Source organism: Methylobacter sp. (genome assembly GCF_036845245.1).
GTDB lineage: Bacteria > Pseudomonadota > Gammaproteobacteria > Methylococcales > Methylomonadaceae > Methylobacter_A.
The window spans coordinates 146,919-167,367 of sequence record NZ_DAIUEH010000002.1; the positions used below are offsets into that span (position 1 = coordinate 146,919).

20 protein-coding genes are annotated in these 20,449 nt (G+C 45.1%); 1 reads left to right on the top strand and 19 read right to left on the bottom strand.

All coding sequences use genetic code 11. The features are described 5' to 3' along the window. Positions 1–12: 12 nt before the first annotated feature. The 4 genes from V7051_RS01650 to V7051_RS01665 all read right to left on the bottom strand — a co-directional run bounded on the left by V7051_RS01650 (position 13) and on the right by V7051_RS01665 (position 4,141). Entirely contained in the window at positions 13–867 is an 855-nt protein-coding gene (locus V7051_RS01650) for a dTDP-4-dehydrorhamnose reductase family protein (protein WP_333873148.1), read from the bottom strand. Beyond that, a complete protein-coding gene (locus V7051_RS01655; protein WP_333873149.1) occupies positions 867–2,096 on the bottom strand; it encodes a glycosyltransferase family 4 protein in 1,230 nt (409 codons plus the stop codon). The genes V7051_RS01650 and V7051_RS01655 overlap by 1 nt, the downstream gene beginning before the upstream one ends. 238 nt (positions 2,097–2,334) lie before the next feature. Further along, entirely contained in the window at positions 2,335–3,255 is a 921-nt protein-coding gene (locus V7051_RS01660; protein WP_333873150.1) for an NAD-dependent epimerase/dehydratase family protein, read from the bottom strand. Next, positions 3,248–4,141 (bottom strand): glycosyltransferase family 2 protein, encoded by an 894-nt coding sequence (locus tag V7051_RS01665; protein WP_333873151.1) that lies wholly within the window; start codon positions 4,139–4,141, stop codon positions 3,248–3,250. The genes V7051_RS01660 and V7051_RS01665 overlap by 8 nt, the downstream gene beginning before the upstream one ends. Before the next feature lie 532 nt (positions 4,142–4,673). Between V7051_RS01665 and cysC the strand changes: the two genes are divergently transcribed. Then, complete coding sequence (cysC, locus tag V7051_RS01670) at positions 4,674–5,282, top strand: adenylyl-sulfate kinase (RefSeq protein ID WP_333873152.1); 609 nt, start codon at positions 4,674–4,676, stop codon at positions 5,280–5,282. Positions 5,283–5,316: 34 nt separating this feature from the next. On the opposite strand, the gene V7051_RS01675 is transcribed toward cysC, so the two are convergent. From V7051_RS01675 to V7051_RS24575, 15 genes are all read right to left on the bottom strand, one after another. Further along, positions 5,317–6,279 (bottom strand): class I SAM-dependent methyltransferase, encoded by a 963-nt coding sequence (locus V7051_RS01675; protein ID WP_333873153.1) that lies wholly within the window; start codon positions 6,277–6,279, stop codon positions 5,317–5,319. Further along, the gene (locus tag V7051_RS01680) at positions 6,276–7,154 is read right to left on the bottom strand and encodes a glycosyltransferase family 2 protein (RefSeq protein WP_333873154.1); all 879 of its coding nucleotides are present in this window, start codon (positions 7,152–7,154) and stop codon (positions 6,276–6,278) included. Before V7051_RS01680 ends, V7051_RS01675 begins: the two co-directional genes overlap by 4 nt. A 2-nt stretch (positions 7,155–7,156) precedes the next feature. Next, a complete protein-coding gene (gene fcl, locus V7051_RS01685; protein ID WP_442919611.1) occupies positions 7,157–8,137 on the bottom strand; it encodes a GDP-L-fucose synthase in 981 nt (326 codons plus the stop codon). After that, entirely contained in the window at positions 8,137–9,255 is a 1,119-nt protein-coding gene (gene gmd / locus V7051_RS01690) for a GDP-mannose 4,6-dehydratase (protein ID WP_333873155.1), read from the bottom strand. The genes fcl and gmd overlap by 1 nt, the downstream gene beginning before the upstream one ends. 28 nt (positions 9,256–9,283) lie before the next feature. Further along, positions 9,284–10,138 (bottom strand): Rpn family recombination-promoting nuclease/putative transposase, encoded by an 855-nt coding sequence (locus V7051_RS01695; RefSeq protein ID WP_333873156.1) that lies wholly within the window; start codon positions 10,136–10,138, stop codon positions 9,284–9,286. A 117-nt stretch (positions 10,139–10,255) separates the two neighbouring features. Then, positions 10,256–10,966 carry an REP-associated tyrosine transposase gene (locus tag V7051_RS01700; protein ID WP_333873157.1) on the bottom strand — a complete coding sequence of 237 codons (711 nt, stop codon included), beginning with the start codon at positions 10,964–10,966 and terminating at the stop codon, positions 10,256–10,258. 145 nt (positions 10,967–11,111) lie between these two features. Next, positions 11,112–12,320 (bottom strand): hypothetical protein, encoded by a 1,209-nt coding sequence (locus V7051_RS01705; RefSeq protein WP_333873158.1) that lies wholly within the window; start codon positions 12,318–12,320, stop codon positions 11,112–11,114. Between the two features lie 63 nt (positions 12,321–12,383). Next, positions 12,384–13,535 (bottom strand): discoidin domain-containing protein, encoded by a 1,152-nt coding sequence (locus V7051_RS01710; protein WP_333873159.1) that lies wholly within the window; start codon positions 13,533–13,535, stop codon positions 12,384–12,386. Positions 13,536–13,684: 149 nt separating this feature from the next. Then, positions 13,685–14,338 carry a class I SAM-dependent methyltransferase gene (locus V7051_RS01715; RefSeq protein ID WP_333873160.1) on the bottom strand — a complete coding sequence of 218 codons (654 nt, stop codon included), beginning with the start codon at positions 14,336–14,338 and terminating at the stop codon, positions 13,685–13,687. A gap of 47 nt (positions 14,339–14,385) precedes the next feature. Beyond that, positions 14,386–15,774 (bottom strand): glycosyltransferase, encoded by a 1,389-nt coding sequence (locus V7051_RS01720; protein ID WP_333873161.1) that lies wholly within the window; start codon positions 15,772–15,774, stop codon positions 14,386–14,388. After that, positions 15,771–16,721 carry a glycosyltransferase gene (locus V7051_RS01725; protein WP_333873162.1) on the bottom strand — a complete coding sequence of 317 codons (951 nt, stop codon included), beginning with the start codon at positions 16,719–16,721 and terminating at the stop codon, positions 15,771–15,773. The genes V7051_RS01720 and V7051_RS01725 overlap by 4 nt, the downstream gene beginning before the upstream one ends. Next, a complete protein-coding gene (locus tag V7051_RS01730) occupies positions 16,705–17,982 on the bottom strand; it encodes a hypothetical protein (RefSeq protein ID WP_333873163.1) in 1,278 nt (425 codons plus the stop codon). Before V7051_RS01730 ends, V7051_RS01725 begins: the two co-directional genes overlap by 17 nt. Positions 17,983–18,146: 164 nt before the next feature. Next, positions 18,147–19,640 (bottom strand): FkbM family methyltransferase, encoded by a 1,494-nt coding sequence (locus V7051_RS01735; protein ID WP_333873164.1) that lies wholly within the window; start codon positions 19,638–19,640, stop codon positions 18,147–18,149. After that, on the bottom strand, positions 19,633–20,352 hold the full coding sequence (locus V7051_RS01740) for a PDDEXK nuclease domain-containing protein (protein WP_333873165.1): 720 nt from the start codon (positions 20,350–20,352) through the stop codon (positions 19,633–19,635). Before V7051_RS01740 ends, V7051_RS01735 begins: the two co-directional genes overlap by 8 nt. After that, on the bottom strand, positions 20,345–20,446 hold the full coding sequence (locus tag V7051_RS24575; protein ID WP_442919612.1) for a hypothetical protein: 102 nt from the start codon (positions 20,444–20,446) through the stop codon (positions 20,345–20,347). Before V7051_RS24575 ends, V7051_RS01740 begins: the two co-directional genes overlap by 8 nt. Between the last annotated feature and the right edge of the window lie 3 nt (positions 20,447–20,449).

Consider the following 20,449-nt stretch of genomic DNA (forward strand, 5'->3'; position numbering starts at 1 on the left):
ATCCCTGATTAACTATTGATGAGCGTGCATCAATTCAATCAACTCCGGCCATTCAGGCGACTTGTACCCGGTTGCCGCATGAAAGCGGTCGCCATTTAGCGAACGATCAACAATAAACTCATTTTCCGGAATAATCTCGATCGCTTTTCCATAAACCTGTGCGACCAATTTCAACAGGTCATATTTGGCGATAGCCGGACCGACAACATGGTAGAGGCCATACAAATCAGGTTGCGGAATCACGACGTCGCGCATCACGCGCGCCAGTTCGATCGTGGGCAGGCCGGAAAATATGGCGCGCTTGAATCCTTTGCAACTGCCCTCCTGCGTGAGAAACCAGTCTAGCAAACCGTAGTTGCTTTGCAACTCATGGCCGATAATCGACGTGCGCAATGTAATCGCATTCGGATAATCAACTTCGCCCAAAGCCTTGGACCGGCCATACACATCATCGGAATCCGGCTGATCTTGCTCCGTATAATTGCCTTGCTTGCCGGAGAAAACGCAATCCGTGGAAACATGTATCAGACGCGCATTCACTGCAGCACACAGCCTTGCCAACCGCTGGGGCAACAAGGCATTAAGCGATATAGCCATTAATGGGTCATTGCCGTCGGCTTTATGTTTTGTGGCGCCGATGCAATTGATCACCACATCAGGGTGCACCTTGGCAAAAATATCCACCAGTGCGTCGTAGTTAGTTACATCGACATTGGCTACCAGCCGCTCAGCAAGCTGAGGAGGGAAAAACTGCTTTGCGCTTCCCGAGCGCACCGACCCATAGACGTCCCAATCATGCCGTTCACTTAATACACGGAAGGTCGTGCTGCCCAACATGCCGCTCGCCCCCAACACCAAAATCCTCATTACACTTTCCCAAAAGACAACGTTAATTCATGCAGATGACCGACTAATTGATCCACCAGCCGGTCATGATCGAAATGTTCACGGAAATAGGCGCGTCCATTCTGCCCGATTTTTTCCCGTTCTTGTGCGGACATCCTGTATAGACGCAATATCCCTTCGGCGAGGGCGGCGGCATCTTCAGCCGGAATAGCCAGCCCGGCATCGGCTTCGCAAACTATCCTCGCGCCTTCGCCATTCAGGCATGCCAAAATCGGCCTACCGACCGCCATATAAGCTTGCACCTTGCTTGGGATCGTCGCAGCAAAAATAGGCTGATCGGCCAATGTCACCAACAATGCGGCCGCCTGCCTCATTAAACCCGGCATAGTTTCTACCGGGTGTCTTCCCGCCAGATGAAGATTGCTCAGGCCGCGTGTTTCAACTTGCTCGCGCATCCAATCCCACCGGCTGCCGGTTCCCAACACCACAAAATTGATATCGGGATAATCGCGCAATAGTTCTGCGGCCCCAACAATAACCTCGACTGCCTGCCCGACGCCGACATTGCCCGCAAAAAGTACGGAAAACCCACCCGCCAAACCGGCAATATTCGGCAAGGGTATGTCGGGAGGATTATAGAATGCAGACTCAACCGAATTGGGGTAATACACAATCGGTTTACCACCCGCTAACTCAGCAACAGGCGTTTGGAAAGCTCTTGATTGAACCAGCAATAAATCGGTATGGCGATAAACAAAGCGCACCATATGCCCAAGTAATTTCAATAGCCAAGGGTTGTGGATGTAACCTGTCGCTTGTGCGCTTTCCGGCCATAAATCCTGCACCCATAAAGCCACAGGGCAGCGTTTCAGCCAGCCCAGAAATGATGCCGGAATCGCCTGAAAAATCGGGGATGGCGCATAAACAAAAATCACGTCATAGCTTTCCTGACGCAATAACCACGGTGCGAACAACAGCCCTGAAACAATAAACGACAGATAATTCAATGCCAGTTTAATTGCACTTCTATTGCCTCTGGCAATAAGCGGCACGCGATAAATTTTGATACCGGACCAATCTTCAGTACTGCATCCCCAGGCATGATAGCCTTGAAAAATGTTGCCTTCGGGATAATTCGGTTTTCCTGTTAAAACAGATACCTCATGCCCGGATTCTTTAAGAGTCAAAGCAAGATCATTGATACGAAAAGACTCAGGCCGAAAATATTGGCTAACGATAAGGATTTTCATCAAGTTTTATCGCTTCCTATTATTCCAAATATAACCAAACATTCATTAACCGAATAAATTATAAATAAATTTAAGTAAATCAACCCAAAAAGTCAGAGTGGTATTTTTATTTGTCCCGAGACCAGCGATAGCAGAGGAAATATCATCCGGCAGGTAACATAACGAGTCACAAGTTAAAGCCGCGTTACCCGATGATTGGATTTTGCTACAGTCAATGCAACCGTTCAGCGTGCCGCTATCAAGACGAGTGTTCAGTTGCCACATCCTCTGCCGACAAAACGAATGCCCTAGGCTTAAAATCAAAATCTCGCGCCGCCTCAGCGTGATCAAACACCATATCCCGGTTCATACGCTCAGCCATCGCAGTAGACCACTTCCGGTAACGCGGCAAACACCGCAATACAGTCACCGCCAGCCGAAAAGCCCAGAGCGGTACAATCGGCAAGCACAGACGACGACCCAGGGCGGAAAAAACACAGGAGACCATGTCGCGATAAGCCAGAATCTCACCACCGGAAATATTGTACGCCCGGTTCGCCGCACAAGGAGCCTGCAAAGCGGCCAGGCAGGCGCCAGCTACATCCGCCACGTGAATAGGCTGACGCAGGCCATTTGCTTTGCCAAACAACGGAAAGAAACCAAAACGGCGGATGAAGCGCGCAATCTCGGAGATATTTTTATCCAAGCCCAAGCCATAAATCAGCGTAGGCCGCAGAATCACCCATTCCACACCACGGTTTTTTGCCCACTCCTGAACACGCGCTTCCGCATCGGCAATCCGAAGCGCTATGGCCTGCTCTTCCGGGTCGGTCGAATCATCCTTGGTAAAGCGGCTGGTAGAAGACACCACAACCAAGCGCTTCACGCCCTGCGTTTCAAGCAACGCAAAATAATCCGGCAACACCCAAATAGGCGCGAGATAAATCCAATACGAAACACTCTCCTCCAGAGGAAAAGAGGAAGAGGAGATAAGCTGCCAAGCCACCTTATCATCAAGCGGATCAACTACTTTCCGGGAGAACGCCCTCACCCGCCATCCTGCCTCAGTCAACATCGGCAGTAAACACGTTCCTACCAAACTGGTCGCACCGAAAACACCGACAAGGTTTTTGCCCTCCGGGAGAGGTGTTGAGACGAGAAAATCCGTATCGTCAGCCATGCCCAATCCCCAACGCCCGACCGGCACGTTTGGCCGAGTAATAAATGGCTACAAGGCCAAACCGCAGCCAGACTCCAACCGTAACCAAGCCCATCATCGCTCCCGGATACTGGTGTCGAAAGAACTTTTGGTAAAACCGTATCATCCCCTTATGCTTGTGCCATTCGACAAACACAGGCCGACCTCTACCGCAAACGCCTAATGCATGGATGATTTGCGCCGATGGAACGAACAGAATCTTCCAGCCTTTTTGCCGGAAGCGCATGCACCAGTCCAGATCTTCGCAATGTAAAAAATAGCCTTCGTCCCATTCCCCGACATCCTGCATCGCCTCGCGCTTGACCATCATGCAAGCTCCGGAAATCGCCTCCACCTCAATCGCGTGATCCGGCAACGGTTGCTTATGCAAGTAAAAATCAAAAAACAGGCGCGGCCAACAGTCCGAAAAACGTACAAGCCCGAATGCGCGCACAAAAGAACGCCACGGAGTGGGAACAGCCCGTCGACCGCCCGCCTGTTCGGTTCCGTCCGAATTAGTCAGCAAACCTCCCGCCATGCCCACACTTTCATCCCCACTCATAGCCTCCAACAGACTAAGCAGAGTACCCGGTTTGAAGAAACAGTCCGGATTAAGGAACAACAAGTACGGTGCGGAAGCAACACGCGCACCAATATTACAAGCCGCCGCAAAACCCACATTAACCGGATTTTTAATTATCTGTACCCCCGATAATCCCTGAACAGCATCCAGACTGCCATCCGTCGAGGCGTTATCAATCAGGATAATTTCGATTTCCTGTGGACACTTCAGTAACGAATCGACACAGTTATGCAGCAACTCACCCGCGTTATAATTGACGATGATTGCTGAGATGACAGTACTCATATATTTTTTTTATCAAGCTGTGTTGTAATCATCAGAGCTACTCGTATTCGACTTTTTAAAAATATCTTTAAAATCAATTTTCTAGAACTTGATAATGAGTTAATTTTGAGCAGTTTAAGATTTTTTAACTAATCAGGTCTGCCTATAATAACAATTTAGGTTTGAAATTGGGTAATAAAGCGCTTAAATCTTACTCATGACAGGAAAGAGCAACCATCTCCGTCCGATCGACTTAATTCAATGCTGCGTAGTGGGCTGCACAGCTAAACTCCTGGTCAGATTTCAGACGACACCAACATATTTATACGTTTGTGAGGTAACGATCTATTCAAACAAGCACAAAAAACAGCAATAACAATATAGAAAGCCAAGTTATAGATTAGATACACTTTCCACAAACAGAGTCCAGATCTTGTCTTGATCGAAAAAGTTCATAGCCGACACCGAAAAACGACGTAAATTGTTTATGATAGAATATTTGCACACTACTGGCTCGAATGGCCCGGCAATAAATTAATTTAATGAGAAAAGCATGAAAAAAAGCATCGACACTGTCTGGCACCATGCTACGGTTACCCGTGTCAGACGTGAACAAATGAATGCACATCGCTCTGTGGTTCTATGGTTTACCGGTCTTTCTGGGTCCGGTAAATCAACGCTTGCGCATGCAGTAGAAGAATGCCTGTATGGGCATGGCTGTCGAACTTTCGTATTAGATGGCGATAACATTCGACATGGTTTGTGCGCCGATCTAGGGTTTTCGTTGGAAGATCGTTCCGAAAATATCCGGCGCATTGGCGAGGTCTCCAAGCTGCTGGTCGAAGCTGGAGTCATCGTGTTAACGGCCTTTATCTCCCCATATCGCCAAGACCGGGAGCGCACCCGCAATTTGTTTCTTCATGATGATTTCATCGAAATTTTTTGTGACGCACCGCTGGAAGTATGTGAGCAGCGTGATGTAAAAGGGCTATACGCACGTGCACGCGCAGGTGAAGTGAAAGAGTTTACTGGAATATCGTCGCCTTATGAAATACCTATCAATCCGGATTTGACCATTAACACAGGTAGTTTGCCTCTGGATGAATGCGTAGAGCAGGTACTGGCGGTCTTGCGAGTACGCGGCATTATTCCCAATCAATGACACTCTCGGGTATGCCCCTTTATTTTCATCCAACTCAGTATTTTTGTACTAATAAAGTGTTTGATACCGCAATCGCTGACAGCCCAATCGAATCATCCTCTCGAATTTCTAAAACTCGGCAATCGTGTTGCGCAATAAGATCCAGCAGTGCCGCTTGCGGAAAATAGTGCATCTCCATATCGGTCAAGTTTTGGTGACCAAGGTATTCATCTATTCGAAAACGATACCCAGCCTTGTAAGTTGGAACCTGGAAAAACGCAATCCCACCCACTTGCAGTTGGGCCAACAAATCACCAAGTATCCGCGCTATTACCGGCGGTGGATTATGCTGCAACACGATACGCGAATACAGCACATCGAAGCTGCCCAAACCGGCGACATCATCAATTGAATCAAGGTGCTGAAACTTAACATTGCCGATACCATCGGTGCGTAAACGGTCTTCGGCCACCCGCAAATGGGCAGCGGAGATATCCACCGCACTGACTTCAGCAAAGCGCGTTGCCAAAGATCCTGTCACCCGTCCGACACCGCAGCCAAGTTCGAGACAACGATGCAACCCGCTCCGATCAATTCCAACCCGTGCCAGCGTGGCATCAAATATTTTCAATTCAGATTCTCCGCTGGCGTAAAACGCCTCGTGGTTCATATGAAAATTCTGCTGAAAATAGCTCTCGTTGGTCAGCACCGACCAGTGCGGCTCGGTCTCGCCCAAATGATGCCATTGGGCGCTGACCTTGGCGAACAAGGCGGATAGCTTCTCTGCCGGCGCAATCAATTCCACCTCCATCGGCGGCCCATTGAAGGGTGGACGGGGTGGACGGGGACTTTGGATTCGCTCTAAACTTGAATGAAACTCCGCCGAATTGATAAACAACTCCCTCAATGCACGAAGATCACTGACTTCCGTAGCGTAGTGCATCACAACCTCTTCACTTTCCGGCTCACGTCCAAACAAGAGGCGGTAGGCATAAATTACATCGTCTCGGCTAATCATTTCAGCATCTCATCAAGTCTCAATTCCAGCTCCCGTAAATCATCCTGCTTTAGCCATAGCCTGGCCACGACAAGCGTATCAATAACATGCTTCTTCAAATCGCCAACACCCTGTTGGCTAGGTTGCATAGCCCGCAACTCATTCACATACGTCAGCAACCATTCCTTTGGCGCACTACCCAAATGCCGCGCTAATACCTGCATTCCCTCCAGCGCAACGGTACGCCGCATGCGTAGCGTGATGCAATCTTCGTGCAACCGCGAATACGCCTGCACCTCACACACAAAACCGATCCGATACTGAAATACAAGAAACGCCCGTAGCCAATAATCAAAATCGAATGCCGCCTTCAAATTCTCATCCAGTTTGCCCAGCAATAAGTACATCGAGCGCCGAAAAAATACCGTCGGCTGACAAATAAAACATCCCTCGGCAAATTGGGTGAGCGGCGTTGTCGGCGGCAAGGTTGGATAATCACTTAACGACTTACCGTCGCCATCCACATGTAGACCATGACCATACACCATCAGCCACTCCGGATTCTCTTGCAGAGCATCAACAGCCCTGCTTACAGCATCTTGTGCATAGAGGTCATCCGAATTCAGCCACCCCACAATCGTGCCCCGTACCTGGGACAACGCAGCATTGACGGCCTCCGCCGGTCCATTATCTTTCTGGGAAAACCAACGGATGCGACCATCAATCGCCTGTCGATTCTTCAGCCAATCGATAGTACCATCGTCAGATCCACCATCGGCAACGATTAGTTCGATGTTCGGATAGTCCTGATTCAGAACGCTATCGACTGCGGCGTCGATAAACCTCGCTTGATTAAGCGAAGGCATCACCACTGAAACAAGCGGGAGTTTCTGCACTCTCAAGCCTGCCGGTAACGATCCTGATTAGCCAAGAACCAGGCATAGGTTTCTCGCAAGCCGTCTTCCAATCCTATCCGTGCTTGCCAGTCCAACCTGTTGAGCCGTGAAACATCCATCAATTTACGCGGTGTACCATCCAGCTTGGTAGCATCGAAAACCAGTTTACCGGTAAAGCCCGTCACCTTAGCCATCTTTTCCGCCAATTCGCGAATCGTACAATCCACGCCTGTCCCCACATTAATATGAGAAAGCATAGGCTCAGTATGTGCCTGATAGGTTTCCAAAGGCAGATTCATGACATGCACGCTGGCTGCCGCCATGTCATCCACATGCAGAAACTCCCGCATTGGAGTGCCACTGCCCCAGATCACCACCTCATCGGTTTGAGCCAGCACCGCCTCATGAAAGCGCCGCATCATTGCTGGAATGACGTGGCTGTTCTCGGGGTGAAAGTTGTCGTTCGGACCGTAAAGATTGGTCGGCATTACACTACGATAATCGCGCCCATATTGACGGTTAAAGCTCTCGCACAGCTTGATGCCGGCAATCTTGGCGATTGCGTAAGGCTCATTGGTTGCCTCCAATGTTCCAGTAAGCAACGCATCTTCCTTCATCGGCTGTTCGGCAAGCTTTGGGTAGATGCAAGAAGACCCCAGAAACAGCAGCTTTTTCACCCCTGCAAGATGAGCAGAATGAATAAGGTTGGCCTCGATCATCATATTCTCGTAGATGAACTCCGCCGGATAGGTATTATTGGCATGGATCCCTCCTACTTTTGCAGCGGCAAGATATACCTGCCCGATTGCATGTTTCTTGAAAAAAGACTCCACTTCCGTCTGGCGAATAAGCTCAAGTTCATTTCGTTCGGCCGTCAGGATGTTACTGTAACCCAATGCCTGCAAACGACGTACGATAGCCGACCCCACCATGCCACGGTGCCCAGCTACAAAAACAACTTGTTCCAGATGTTGAGGCATCATTAATTCTCCACAGAGACGGGAACGTGAAAGCCGTTTTTCTCAAGTAAAGCAATTCGTCTAGCCTCACTAAGATCTGTCGCCACCATTTCAGCGCACATCTGTTGTACAGTAATCTCCGGCACCCATCCCAGCTTTTCCTTGGCCTTACTTGGATCGCCCAACAATGTCTCTACCTCAGTAGGACGGAAATAACGCGGATCGATCATCACCACCACATCGCCCACCTTCAGCGCGGACGCTTTGTCACCCTCAATCGCTGCAACTACACCCTGCTCAGCGACACCTTGTCCCTCAAAGCGTAGCGTGACACCCAGCTCCGCCGCCGACCATTCAATAAACTGACGCACCGAATACTGCACGCCGGTGGCAATCACAAAGTCTTCCGGCTGTTCATTTTGCAACATCATCCACTGCATGCGGACATAATCTTTAGCATGCCCCCAATCACGCAACGCATCCATATTGCCCATATACAGACACTGCTCCAGCCCTTGGGCAATATTGGCCAGCCCACGAGTAATTTTGCGCGTTACAAACGTTTCGCCACGGCGCGGCGACTCATGGTTAAACAAAATACCATTGCAAGCATACATGCCATAAGCTTCACGGTAATTGACCGTGATCCAGTAAGCATAGAGCTTGGCTGCTGCATACGGACTGCGGGGATAGAATGGAGTGGTTTCTTTTTGCGGAGTTTCCTGCACCAAGCCGTAGAGCTCCGAGGTTGAAGCCTGGTAAAAGCGCGTCTTTTTTTCCAACCCCAACAGGCGGATGGCTTCAAGCAGGCGCAAAGTACCCATGGCATCGACATCGGCTGTGTATTCCGGCGATTCAAAACTCACTGCAACATGACTTTGTGCGCCAAGGTTATAGACCTCATCCGGCTGCACCTGCTGTATGATACGAGTTAGGTTGGATGAATCGGTTAAATCACCGTAATGCAGAATAAAATGTTGATTATTAACATGAGGATCTTCATAAATATGATCCACCCGTTGCGTATTAAATGAAGAAGCACGACGCTTGATGCCGTGAACTTCATAACCTTTTTCTAACAGGAATTCGGCCAGATAGGAACCATCCTGGCCGGTAATGCCGGTAATCAGTGCTTTTTTCATTGGCGGTTTCTCTTGTAAATTTCGTTGCTCATTTTAATTCCTCAATTTCTTGTTCAGTGAGTCCTGTTGATAAAGCAATGATTGAAACAGTAATGCCTTGAGCTTTTAGTGTCTTTGCAACACTGTGCATCGCTTCAATCTTACCTTCAATCTTACCTTCAAGCTTGCCCTCGTCAAAAGCCGTATCCGTCACCGCCTTCGCTTCGTTATATGACAAAATGCTTTTCAAATACGCATCGTATTGATCGCTATTCAAGTGAGACACCTCGGCAATGTCAAAGCCTTTTTGAAAAATCGGCTCATTTAAAATCGCTGGAATATGATCGAAGTCTTCCAAATGTTTCAAAAAATAAACCCACTTGTCAAAATGGGTTACCAATTCATGTTCTTGCTTATTAAACAGCGGCATTTGCAGAAACTTGAAATGCAATTTGTTATAAAACACATCGCCATCTTGGTCTTTTAAACACACATCGCGGCGAAATTTACGCTCATCTTCCTTTTCGTCGTATTTAAAATCCAAAATCGCAATGAAATAAACCGGAAGTAAATAAAAATCCCACAGTCCCTTTTTGCCTTGGTCACGAATCGGAAAAGTCGAATAAAACAGCGACCAGTCTTTAAAAAACTGCGTTTTCGCTTTTTGCATTTCTACAATAAAACGCTCTCCCGTTTTGTTTTGGCAATAAATATCGAAAATAGATTTACGCTCGTCGAGGGTGTCCGACATATTCTCTGGATTTTTAAAGCTCAATTCCGCGATTTGATGTTGCAACGGCAACAGCTGATTTAAAAAATCAATTAACTGGTCTTTGCTCGCTTCTTCACCAAACAATTTTTTAAAGCCAAAATCTGTGTACGGATTGAAGTATCTGCTGATCATGATATTTCCTCGTTTTGAGACCTTGAATTTAAAGCCGTAATTCTACCATCCAGTCATAAAAAACCGCCCCCGGTTTCCCAAGGGCGGTTCATTCATAACTGTAGCGCATCAATGGTGTCAGACTTGATTGATTTTAAATTGGGCCGACTTTCTGTCGCCTCCTTTGGCAGCGGGTTCTACTCGCCGTGCCAACTGCAATTGAATCCTTTCTTTAAACATACCCTCTCCCAATACCCAAGCTTTGTTGGTGGCATCCCTAATATCATTTATCTGAACCTCAGAAAGCGCGTGTTTGAATAAGTACCTATAGGCTGCTTGACGCTTGCTATCGTCACTACTCAATCGTTGCCATTCAAAATGAGGCGTGACCAAACTATCAGTTTGTCCCAAGGCGTTAAAGCGATAGCTGGACCACGGATAGTCAGCCGGATCGGTAACCATTCCCGCCCGCACCGGGTTTAATTCGATATAGCGCATACAGGTTAGCAAGTACGATTCGCTATCGATCAGCGCCGCCTTGTACCTGCCTTCCCAGAGCGTACCGGTTCGGCGATAACAGTAATTAAAGTATTGCACATAATACCGCCCCAGCATTTGTAAAGTTTTGCTTAAGCTGGTGTCTGTAAAAGGGGTTATCAACAAATGCACATGATTAGTCATCAGCACATAAGCATGTACATGGCAATCATGTTTTTTGCAGGCTACCTGAAGTTTTTCCAAATAAAAATGGTAATCCGCCTCACAACAAAAAATCTCGGAACGATTGTTACCGCGAACGATAACATGCTGCGGTTGGCCGGGAATGATGATTCTGGGGAGGCGTGCCATAAAATTGATCCTAAAAACAATTAGATGCAGTTTAGCTGGTTTTTAATTGAAAATCAATCTAATCTGACCCCATTGATTGGGACCCCATTGATTGGACCCCATTGATTGGACCCCATTGATTGGACCCCATTGATTGCATTTTTTTTCAGGTTACGAGTGATTGACACTGGTATTTGGAATCTATGAGTTCTAAATTAAAAACGCGGAGTCCTAATTTTCTAGTATCGGCGGATAGATTACAATCAATAGGAGCACTTGGATTGCTTATCAAAAATTTGGCGATCATACTACCATTTTTAACCAATCCATTTGGAATAACTGCCTCATACCAATCTTTTTGTCTGATCTCCCAGATTGCTACTTTTTTTTCATTTACTAGCACTTCAACTGTTTGATGATGTAGTTCTCCATTGGGAATAGCAAGATATGCCGAACACTCTAGACGCATAATTATATTCTTAGTGCCTAACTCAGACAGATGGAATTGCAGCCCCGCACATCCTCCATCAGTCCATCGATGTATGTCTTCTTGTGCAGACCAACCATCTAGAAGGTATCTTTCAATGTTGAAACCAGCCTTAAAGGACAATTTGTAATGAATGCGAATTTGACTTAACTTGTCCGTATTTTCTTTCATGATTAATTTGGATTTTCCGGTAAAAAAGTCAAGATTCATAGTTGGATCCGCCTTTTGATTTTTTAGTATTAACTGGTTAACAGTTTCAAGCGTTAACTTCCAACTGTCTAAACTAATTTGATCTGCATATGCAGGTGGAGCAAATCTATCAATATAAGCAAGCAATACGTTGTCATCATGAATGTTTACAGTGCCGATCAAATCGGGATCAAAAGATTGTTTAACTATGAGAGTATAAGAACTTTCTGGCTTTCCAAGCCTACGTAAGTTAGTAACAAGAAGCTTAATTTCATCATGCTCTATAGAGCCTGTTGGGTCTGTGAGAAAGTGAATCGTTTTATTATCAGATATTCTTTCTAAAAACTTTTGTCGTAAGTGAGAGTATTTTTTTACCTCAGCATCATATTCAGTGACTTTTGTTATGTCTAAACTTGACTCCAAGTAAGGGTTTTCTTCTATAACTTTAGCTAGCTCCGATGCGTGAAAATAAATTCCAACTTTCTTATTTAGCACCATGCTTTTATTATGTTTTGCTAGAGTGATATCATCAAAAATGTTATTAAGATCATTTCTAAGCAAACTGAGTGCGGCGTCAAAAGAGCAATATGTCCATCTAAAAAGTGATCCTTGGTTACATCCAAGAGCTAAGAGCAAAAACCCCAACTCACAATTTATTCCCATTGGTTCGAGTCGAGATGGATCAATCTGGGTAGCCATTGATATCCTCATTTAAATTAATAGCAAAAATTTATGTCAATAGATCGAATTCAGTTCTGATGGTTACCTTATGTCTTCATACTCTAATTCGTTCCACGGATGTGAAAAGTTCTTGTCGGGACTTCGCCACTCTGCGCCATATTTGCGTTCAAGATACTTTAAGGGGTTCCTAGGTATTAAACATTTTACAGAAAATAATTCAACCTCTAATGGAGGAAATATATCGGACATTTCCAGAATATTACGACTGCTTGGATACCATGAAGTTAGCCCTCCCTCATCCAATCCAACAAAAACATCAACCCCATTACCCCCTGGTTTAGTTATCCAGCAATGACTAAAATATTTACTACTAACGGTGTAACCTAGTTTTTCTAAATATTCACAGACAATGTCCAATGCCATACTTATTGATGGGCAGTCAACTTTATTAAACGTTAGTATTATGTCAATGTCATCATCATGTGGTATTAAATCACCATCTCGAACGTAAGCTAGAACAAACCCGAAACCTAAGCAAATATGGGGTGTTAAGATCCGAAGGTCATCTATCAAATTCATGGATTGGGTTAGATAATCTTTTTTTTCGTCTAGAGTCCAATATCTGAAAGACCTGCTAATCCCGTGCCCAGACCATTGGTTTTGGGTTAGAACCAAAAGTTCTCGTGTAAAACCACTCCGGATTTCATTAAGAGTATTGATTTGAAGCCCTTCAATACAGCTTAATAAACGAATTGCCTCATAATATTCCTGAAATAACAACGACTTAAGAATATCCAAGCATGCATTAACCAAGGGACGGTCTGATGAGGGTATTGAATTATGACGTATTGCATGGGCAACACATTCAAAATATTGCTGCAATCTACCAAGATGGCTATAGATTGGCGTCCAATCTTCTCCATCGACTGAAATTTCTATAATTAATTGCCAAGCACGTGACGCACAAACATCATCTCGATTATATAAAATTATTTCTGAAAGGAAGAACTCGTCATGTAAGTTTAGGCAAATCCATTCCTTACTTGAATTCTCAGTATGTATACCTAGAGTTTGGTTAGTGGGGTCAAGAAATTTCTTTGAATCTACTAGTGATTCAGTACCTGGGTAAATTGAGGAAATTGATAGATCCGCGTCGATAGAGACGTTACGTAGATCCCCGTCAATCTGAGAAAATACTTCTATAGTTTCCAAATTGATTACTATATCAGCCACGGTCGACAATCTAACGTACACTGCTGGCATACTTGGAAGGGCTAACCTAAGCGGCCGCTGCGAACGATGTCCACGAAAAAAAATATCAGGAAATAAATGAACGCGGGTTATCCGCAAAACCTCAAAGAACTGCCTAAGGCCTGTAAAAGTCATATTGAAAGCAAATATCTGGCAACGTGAGCATCATCACTCTTATATTTTGCGAGGCCAAATCCCTCAACATAATATTCAACATTGAGGCCTAGGTTAATCGACCTTACCAGAAACTCATGTGGATCTATAAATCTTCGATAGTGAATGGCTGTTTCTTTTGGCATTGTTGCATCTCGATGGGTTCTAAACTCTGCCGCAAATAATGTCTTTAGTTGAGGCCCAACATTTTTCACAAGTGCAAAAAGAAAATTCTCATCTTCCTCTGTAATAGCGTGAATAAAAAAACGAGCATAAATCACTACTGTTTGAGCAAGCTGATATTCCGGTAAAGCTTGTACTTGTTGACAGAGGTCGGCGTCGTGAACGTTCCTATGGATAAACATAGCTGGAAGCCTCAGGGAGTTAGCTACTTGCTCGCAGTGGTTTATTGCTGATTTGGAGCCATCTATGCCAACTACGGGGATTCCTTGACTGGAAAAAAAGAGCGTGTCTCGACCCGTGCCGCAACCAATGTCTACAATAAGCACCTGCTCCTTGGGTATCTCACCAATAACAAATGCTGCGAATTGCGATGGCGGCTTCAATTCACTGGCTCTTGTGGAGGCATAGAAATTGTCCCAATAATTTTTGTTTTCTGAATAATCTTGCATCTACTTAAATCCACAATATCAAAGGCTTAAAAAATTCGCACTAACAATTACAATTTCGTAACCTGAGTGGTTGTTAAGGAAGCGAACCCGTAGCCCGAGAACTCAAGTGATTGACTCGAAAAAGGGCCAGCTTTAATTGGCTCAAGTCTCACGATACCATGGAGACGGGAAAATTCTTTAAAATTCTCTGAAAATACACTCATATCTTTACAGAAATCATTTAGTTTTATAAACGAGCATTCGCTTGTTGGAATTTTTGAAATCACATCAGTGTATGTACTTATAACGTCCGTCGCTCTATGCGTATTTCGAACAGCAACGGAAAATTGATGCAAAATCTCATTGCTAGGATATAGCTCAATACAATTTAGAATTTCAGCAGCGAATGAGTTTGGCGTGTAGTTGTCTACTATGCTACCGATATTAAAAAATCTGCAAAATTCCTCACATCCATGGCCGCTGCCAACTACTGGCACCACGCCATAAGCTCCAGCTTCAACAAGTATATTTGGCCAATTATCTTCATATGAACAAGTTAACAACATACCAGCATTGCGGTAGAGTGCAACTAACTGCCCATGCTCAACAATCCTACCATGAAATATTGCATTAATTCTGAACTCAGTGCAAAGTCGTCTAAGATCATCATTAGCATGACCCACAAGATGTACAATAATTTCTCCATCGTACTTTGAGTTAGCCAAAGCCAGTGCGGCAATCGCCAAACTCATACCTTTACGCTTTTCAGATAACGAATCAGCAATAAGAATAATGTGTGATTTCACCGCTTGCTTATCAGTAAAATCCTGGTCTTCTGCAGTATAAATATTCCGTATCAAATGAGTACTTGCTGGATGAATAATACCTGTGTTCACTACCGCATCAAGAAGATACTTGCTTGGCGCGGAGATGTGAACATTTCCATAGCTCAACAGTTCAACCTTTTCCCTATAGGCTGCCATGACCGAAGTGTAGGGAAAGTATCTTGTATCGACCTGAGGACAACCAATACATGAAAATAATTGCCCCGTACAGCCCGCTTGGTAATGACATCCGCCTGTACTGTAATAAAAATCATGCATCGTTATTAGAATCTTCTTTCCTTTTTTAGCCAATGCAATTAGTTCTGAAGTTGTAACAAGATAAGATGCCCAATGTACGTTGATCACATCGTAATTACTAAGCAGAGAAACAATCCAACCACGAACGAACCCCGTGTTTTCAGCAGTAAAATGTGTATCTGTAAAAACACGATTTGAAGCACTTTCCGTTAGCGTTACAGTATCTGGCAATACCTCACAAGTAGCAGCTATATCAATAAAATCAGCACTGTATTCCTCTAGTTGGCTCAAAGCGTCACACATCCGTTTAGCTGCGATACCAGCCCCACCACCAGAGGCACTGGATAATATGGCAATCTTGGTATGAGATTTCATTGTATTTCAATTTCTGCCATTAGAGCTAAGTTCAGATTCTTTTTATATTCCAAGTCAAGTGCTTTTCGCTTACCATCAATCACAATACATTTTTTGCATTCCCCAGCCTGGCCGCTTGATTGTGTTAAGCTTTCCAGCTGATGATAAATATCCACTAATATATCAAGAGTCTTTTGGGCTGACTGAAAACTACCATGTTGCGCCTGTACAAGCGCCAACTCTGTAATGGATTCCGCTCTCTTTCCTCGGGTCTTACAGTCTTCGTGGTAAACGCTGTATGCAATATCACAATCGAGATAATGAAAGGTAAAGTTCTTCGACATGCCGATAAAAAGATCGGCATCCATCGCATAATGCAATTCTTTTTTCAAAGGTCCTGATTTTTCCCACGCCACTTTTGTAAAAAAGACACTAGGCTGTATTAAGTGATTGGATGCATAGTCGATCAAATATTCGAATTTCAACTTTTCTGCACAAAATATGAAGTGCTTAATCGGCTTAAAGTCAATTTCAGTCATGAATGCGTTGCCAACAACAACATCTGCCTCTGGATGGGTTGCGAAATAGCCGCGCATTTCTGTCAAAACATTAGGAAGAATAATATCATCACCATTTAACCAATATAATATTGGTTTAGTAGCGAGCTCGAATCCCCTATTAATTGCATCAGATTGACCTTCGTCTCTTTCTGAAATACAGACGTCGAACATGTCCTTATAGTATCCGAGTATACTCGAAGTATTATCGGTACTTCCGCCGTCCATCAAGATCACTTCACAACCCGTCAAATCATTACAAAGAAGACTTCTCAATGTCTTTTCTAGAAAATTTCCAGCATTAAAAATGGGGATAACGATTGAAACTCCAGGCAGGTTTGTATTAGCTCTAGTTATTGAAAGATCGGACTCCCAAGGAAGTCTTGCCATAAGGTTAAGCGGTTCGAACATAGCTATATTCCATGATTAATTTGGAGATTTCTGCAGCAAGCCACCTCTCCCTATCATTAATGCAGGAGAGCGCGACAGCTTTTAGAAGATTTTTGTTAAAGATTCCACTATCAATTACTTCAGTACAAAAAATATCTACTAAGTAATAGCGAGCTTCCAATGGGTTTACCAACTTGAGTACATTGTTCACTGCAGCTTTGTGGGCATTATTAGGCGGATATTTTGAAGTCAATTTCAGAGTTTTAGTTTTATTCTTTATAAACAGCAAGAAATACAGGCAGCCCAGATACTGGCTAAATTGAATTTCGATAGATGGGCTTTTACAAAAATATGATCTGAAGGCAACAAGATTTATTTCTTCTGTCAAGGCTTCTCTGACCAATTGGCTGGCGTCGGACATCCTATGAAAAATATTCGCATTAAGCAAGTCCGCCATATTGAATTCAATATCACTTGACTCAATATTCAGACCATCTTTTTTCGAATTGTCATGATAGATAAGATGCAATAAAGTTGACAGCCTGTGGTTTAGTTTGCACTCCTGCTCAATACGAGCCGCAAATTCGGCCACAGCATCTTGATGAACGGAAAACTCGACCACCCCCATGCCCTTCATTCTTGCCACGTAATGTTCAAACTCCTTAACGTGACGATAAGTTGTCAAATGTGATACATGACAAAATACGGTTCCATCGAGAATTTTTCCTTGCATTGCATCCGACAAAATCAATCCGCCTAGATAGAAATCCCAACCAGGGACACCAAAAGCCATTCTATCCGCCAGAACGTCATCTTTGATAAGTGCCCATAGTTTTTTCAGTTGAGTCAAACCAAATGAAAATATGTCCAGGCCACCACGATATTGTTTTATTGGCCCAAAATCACATAAATCAATAGAAAATATTTCTCGCCTGGTAAATGCAGCGCACAAAACAACATTTGGCAGCATGTCCATCAGCTTACGGGCATTTGGATAAATATCAGAGTTTGTCAGTATTAAGAAGTTTGGGGATACCTTATTCACTAATATGTCTAAAACTGACTTGATCCGTGGAGCTTTAAAACCATGAATTTTTTGAGCAGTAGATTCATCTTCAATAATGTAGATATCTGTATCATCTACTCCCATCTTCTTCAGCTCACCAACCTCTTCTATAGAATTGAAAGTAAGGTACTGATATCCGAGTTTTTTCCATTTTCGATAGCAGTCGATCTGATGCTGAATTCTTGTTTGCGGATTAATTGATGTTGCGATTAACATGATTTTTATTCAGATAAGGAACGTGCATGAAATAACTTAGGCCGCTTAAAACGCTGACTCCTTTTGTATCGGTCATCTCAAATGTAAACTTGCATAAGTTAAAACATGCTCATTACTAAGGAGAATACTGAGACAGCCCTCAATGATTCCAAGGTTGACGTACATCATTTCAGCCACCCTAGCTCATACCAATCATCCCACTGCTGTTCAATACAACGGTAGCCGTGCCGTTCCATTAATATACGGATGTCGGCGCGGCGGGCGGTAAAGTTGTGTTCAATAGTCAGCAATCGTATGTGCCATTTTTCAAATGGAAACGCATTAAGAATTTCGAATTCACTGCCCTCGGTATCAACACTGAGGTAATCGATTTCGCGTGGCGCCCCCAGTTCTATTAGAAAATCGTCGAGCGAGATGGTAGGTAGGGTAGCAACTTGCCCGACTGTGCGATAGGCGGCACGTTTTTCACCGTGCATGTCTTCCTTGGCATATTCCTGGCTGCCGCCATACGCATCAGCAAAGACAAATTCGACCGGCTTGCCAGTTTCTCCCGAAATGCATTGCTCGGATACTGTGCATTGGCGATTTGTTTTAAGCTTGGCGAAAAACTTAGGGTTTGGCTCCGCGCAGATACCTTTCCAGCCGAATTCTTTTTCTAACAACCAGGTATTGCTCAGCAATACGCCGTCGGTGGCTCCGAACTCAACAAAATAGCCGTTGCGCTTGTAACCGGTTTTTTCCAGCACCCATAAATCCTGTCCAAGCTGTGAGACCGATTTTTTTTTAAGGCTTGCAATCCAAGCCGGGGTACCTTCGGCTGTAGTTGTGTTGATTACTGCCGACGAGGGGTGAAACAACTGTTGCCGTTGTTGTGCGAGTGAAAGTTCACTGTGAAGCAGTTCCAGCTCGGTTTCAAATATTTTGAGTCGAGATGCGTTTAGATTTGGAGAGCTCTTCAGCACTTTCAATTCTTTACCCATTAAACGTGCGGCTTGTGGCAGTAAACCAAGTTTGGCTGTTTCACGAATAATACGCGTCTGCCCCAGGAGGCGAATGTCAGATTTAGGTAGCGCCACAGCGATTGCGTTTTCAAAATGATTGATTGCTCGCTGCTCTTGCCCTCCAATCGCCGCCGCCTTACCCAAAGTATTATAAACCCCAGCCACCAACACCCGACTGATCAGCTGTTTATCACAACCCCAGTCCCGCGCTAGTTGCACAAAGTCGCGTGCTGCGTTCATATCGCCCACTTGCTGATGTCCGGCTGCGGCCAACAAGGCGAGTTTAGCGCGTTCGGGGTGCTGTTCGAGGCTGTCGCGCTGCAATTTAACCAAGCTGTCCCAGTCGCCAAACTGCCATTGGGTGCGGGAGTTGTCGAGCAGGTGGGGATCATAAGCAGGGCTTTGGGTAGTCGGTTGGGGCGACGATTTTAACCCATTAAACTCAACCGACCAAGGAGAATGCCAAGTTAATTGCGCGGGTATTTGCGTTATGTCGCTAACATGCCAGTGCAGATGTATTTGTTCGGGAAACTTGAAGGGACGGGGGGGCGTTTTTTCCGGCGCGGCGTAGGGACTCGGCGCAGGCATTGGCGTAGCGTGACCGTGGGTCGGACGGCCAGTCCAGCGGCGCAGGAGACTGCGGAATGTGTTAAGCATGGTTCGCCCCTTTATCCTCATCGTCTATTTTGTCCCAAAGACGCAGTCGTTCGGCAATCAACTCAGGACTCGGCAATTCAGCCTTGTAGTCGTCGGGCAATTGCGGAACGACAGCGTAGGTGGCCACGCCCAATGGACGCACGGCGTTGCGGAGTGCGTATTCGACTACTGTTTTGTTTTTGCTGCGGCAAATGATGATGCCGATGGGGGCGCTTTCTTCTGGGAGCCCTGGGAGCCGTTTTTGCTTATCCAACGCTTCCAGATAAAACTCCATCTTGCCTTTGTGTTCGGGCTTGAAATCACCCACTTTTAGTTCAATCGCCAGCAGGCAACGCAGGCGGCGGTGAAAAAACAGGAGATCGATAAAATACTCTTGTCCGCCAACTTCAAGACGGTGCTGGTGACCGATAAATGCAAATGTCCCGCCCATGTCGGCAAGAAAGCTGCGCAAATTTTGCACCAATGCCTGCTCTAATTGGCGATCGCTGTGCTTTTCTGCCAAGTCGAGAAAATCAAAGGTGTAGTGATCTTTGACCGCCAGAACCGCTTGAGTATGTAGTTCGGCCGCTAAGGCTTGATCGAAATTGGTCTGATTGAGGAAATATTTTTCGTAACTCTTATTATCGACTTGGTGCTGCAACACGCTTTTGGTCCAACCAAATTTTGCAGTAGCACGCAGGTAAAACTCTCGCTCCAGTTCGCCTTTAGACATCGATATCCAGGACCTGGCATTGTTTAGCGGCGAAAAGGGTGGCGGTTGGCAAGCCGATGTAGCCTAGGCCGATCATGCAGATTATTTGAGTCATAGT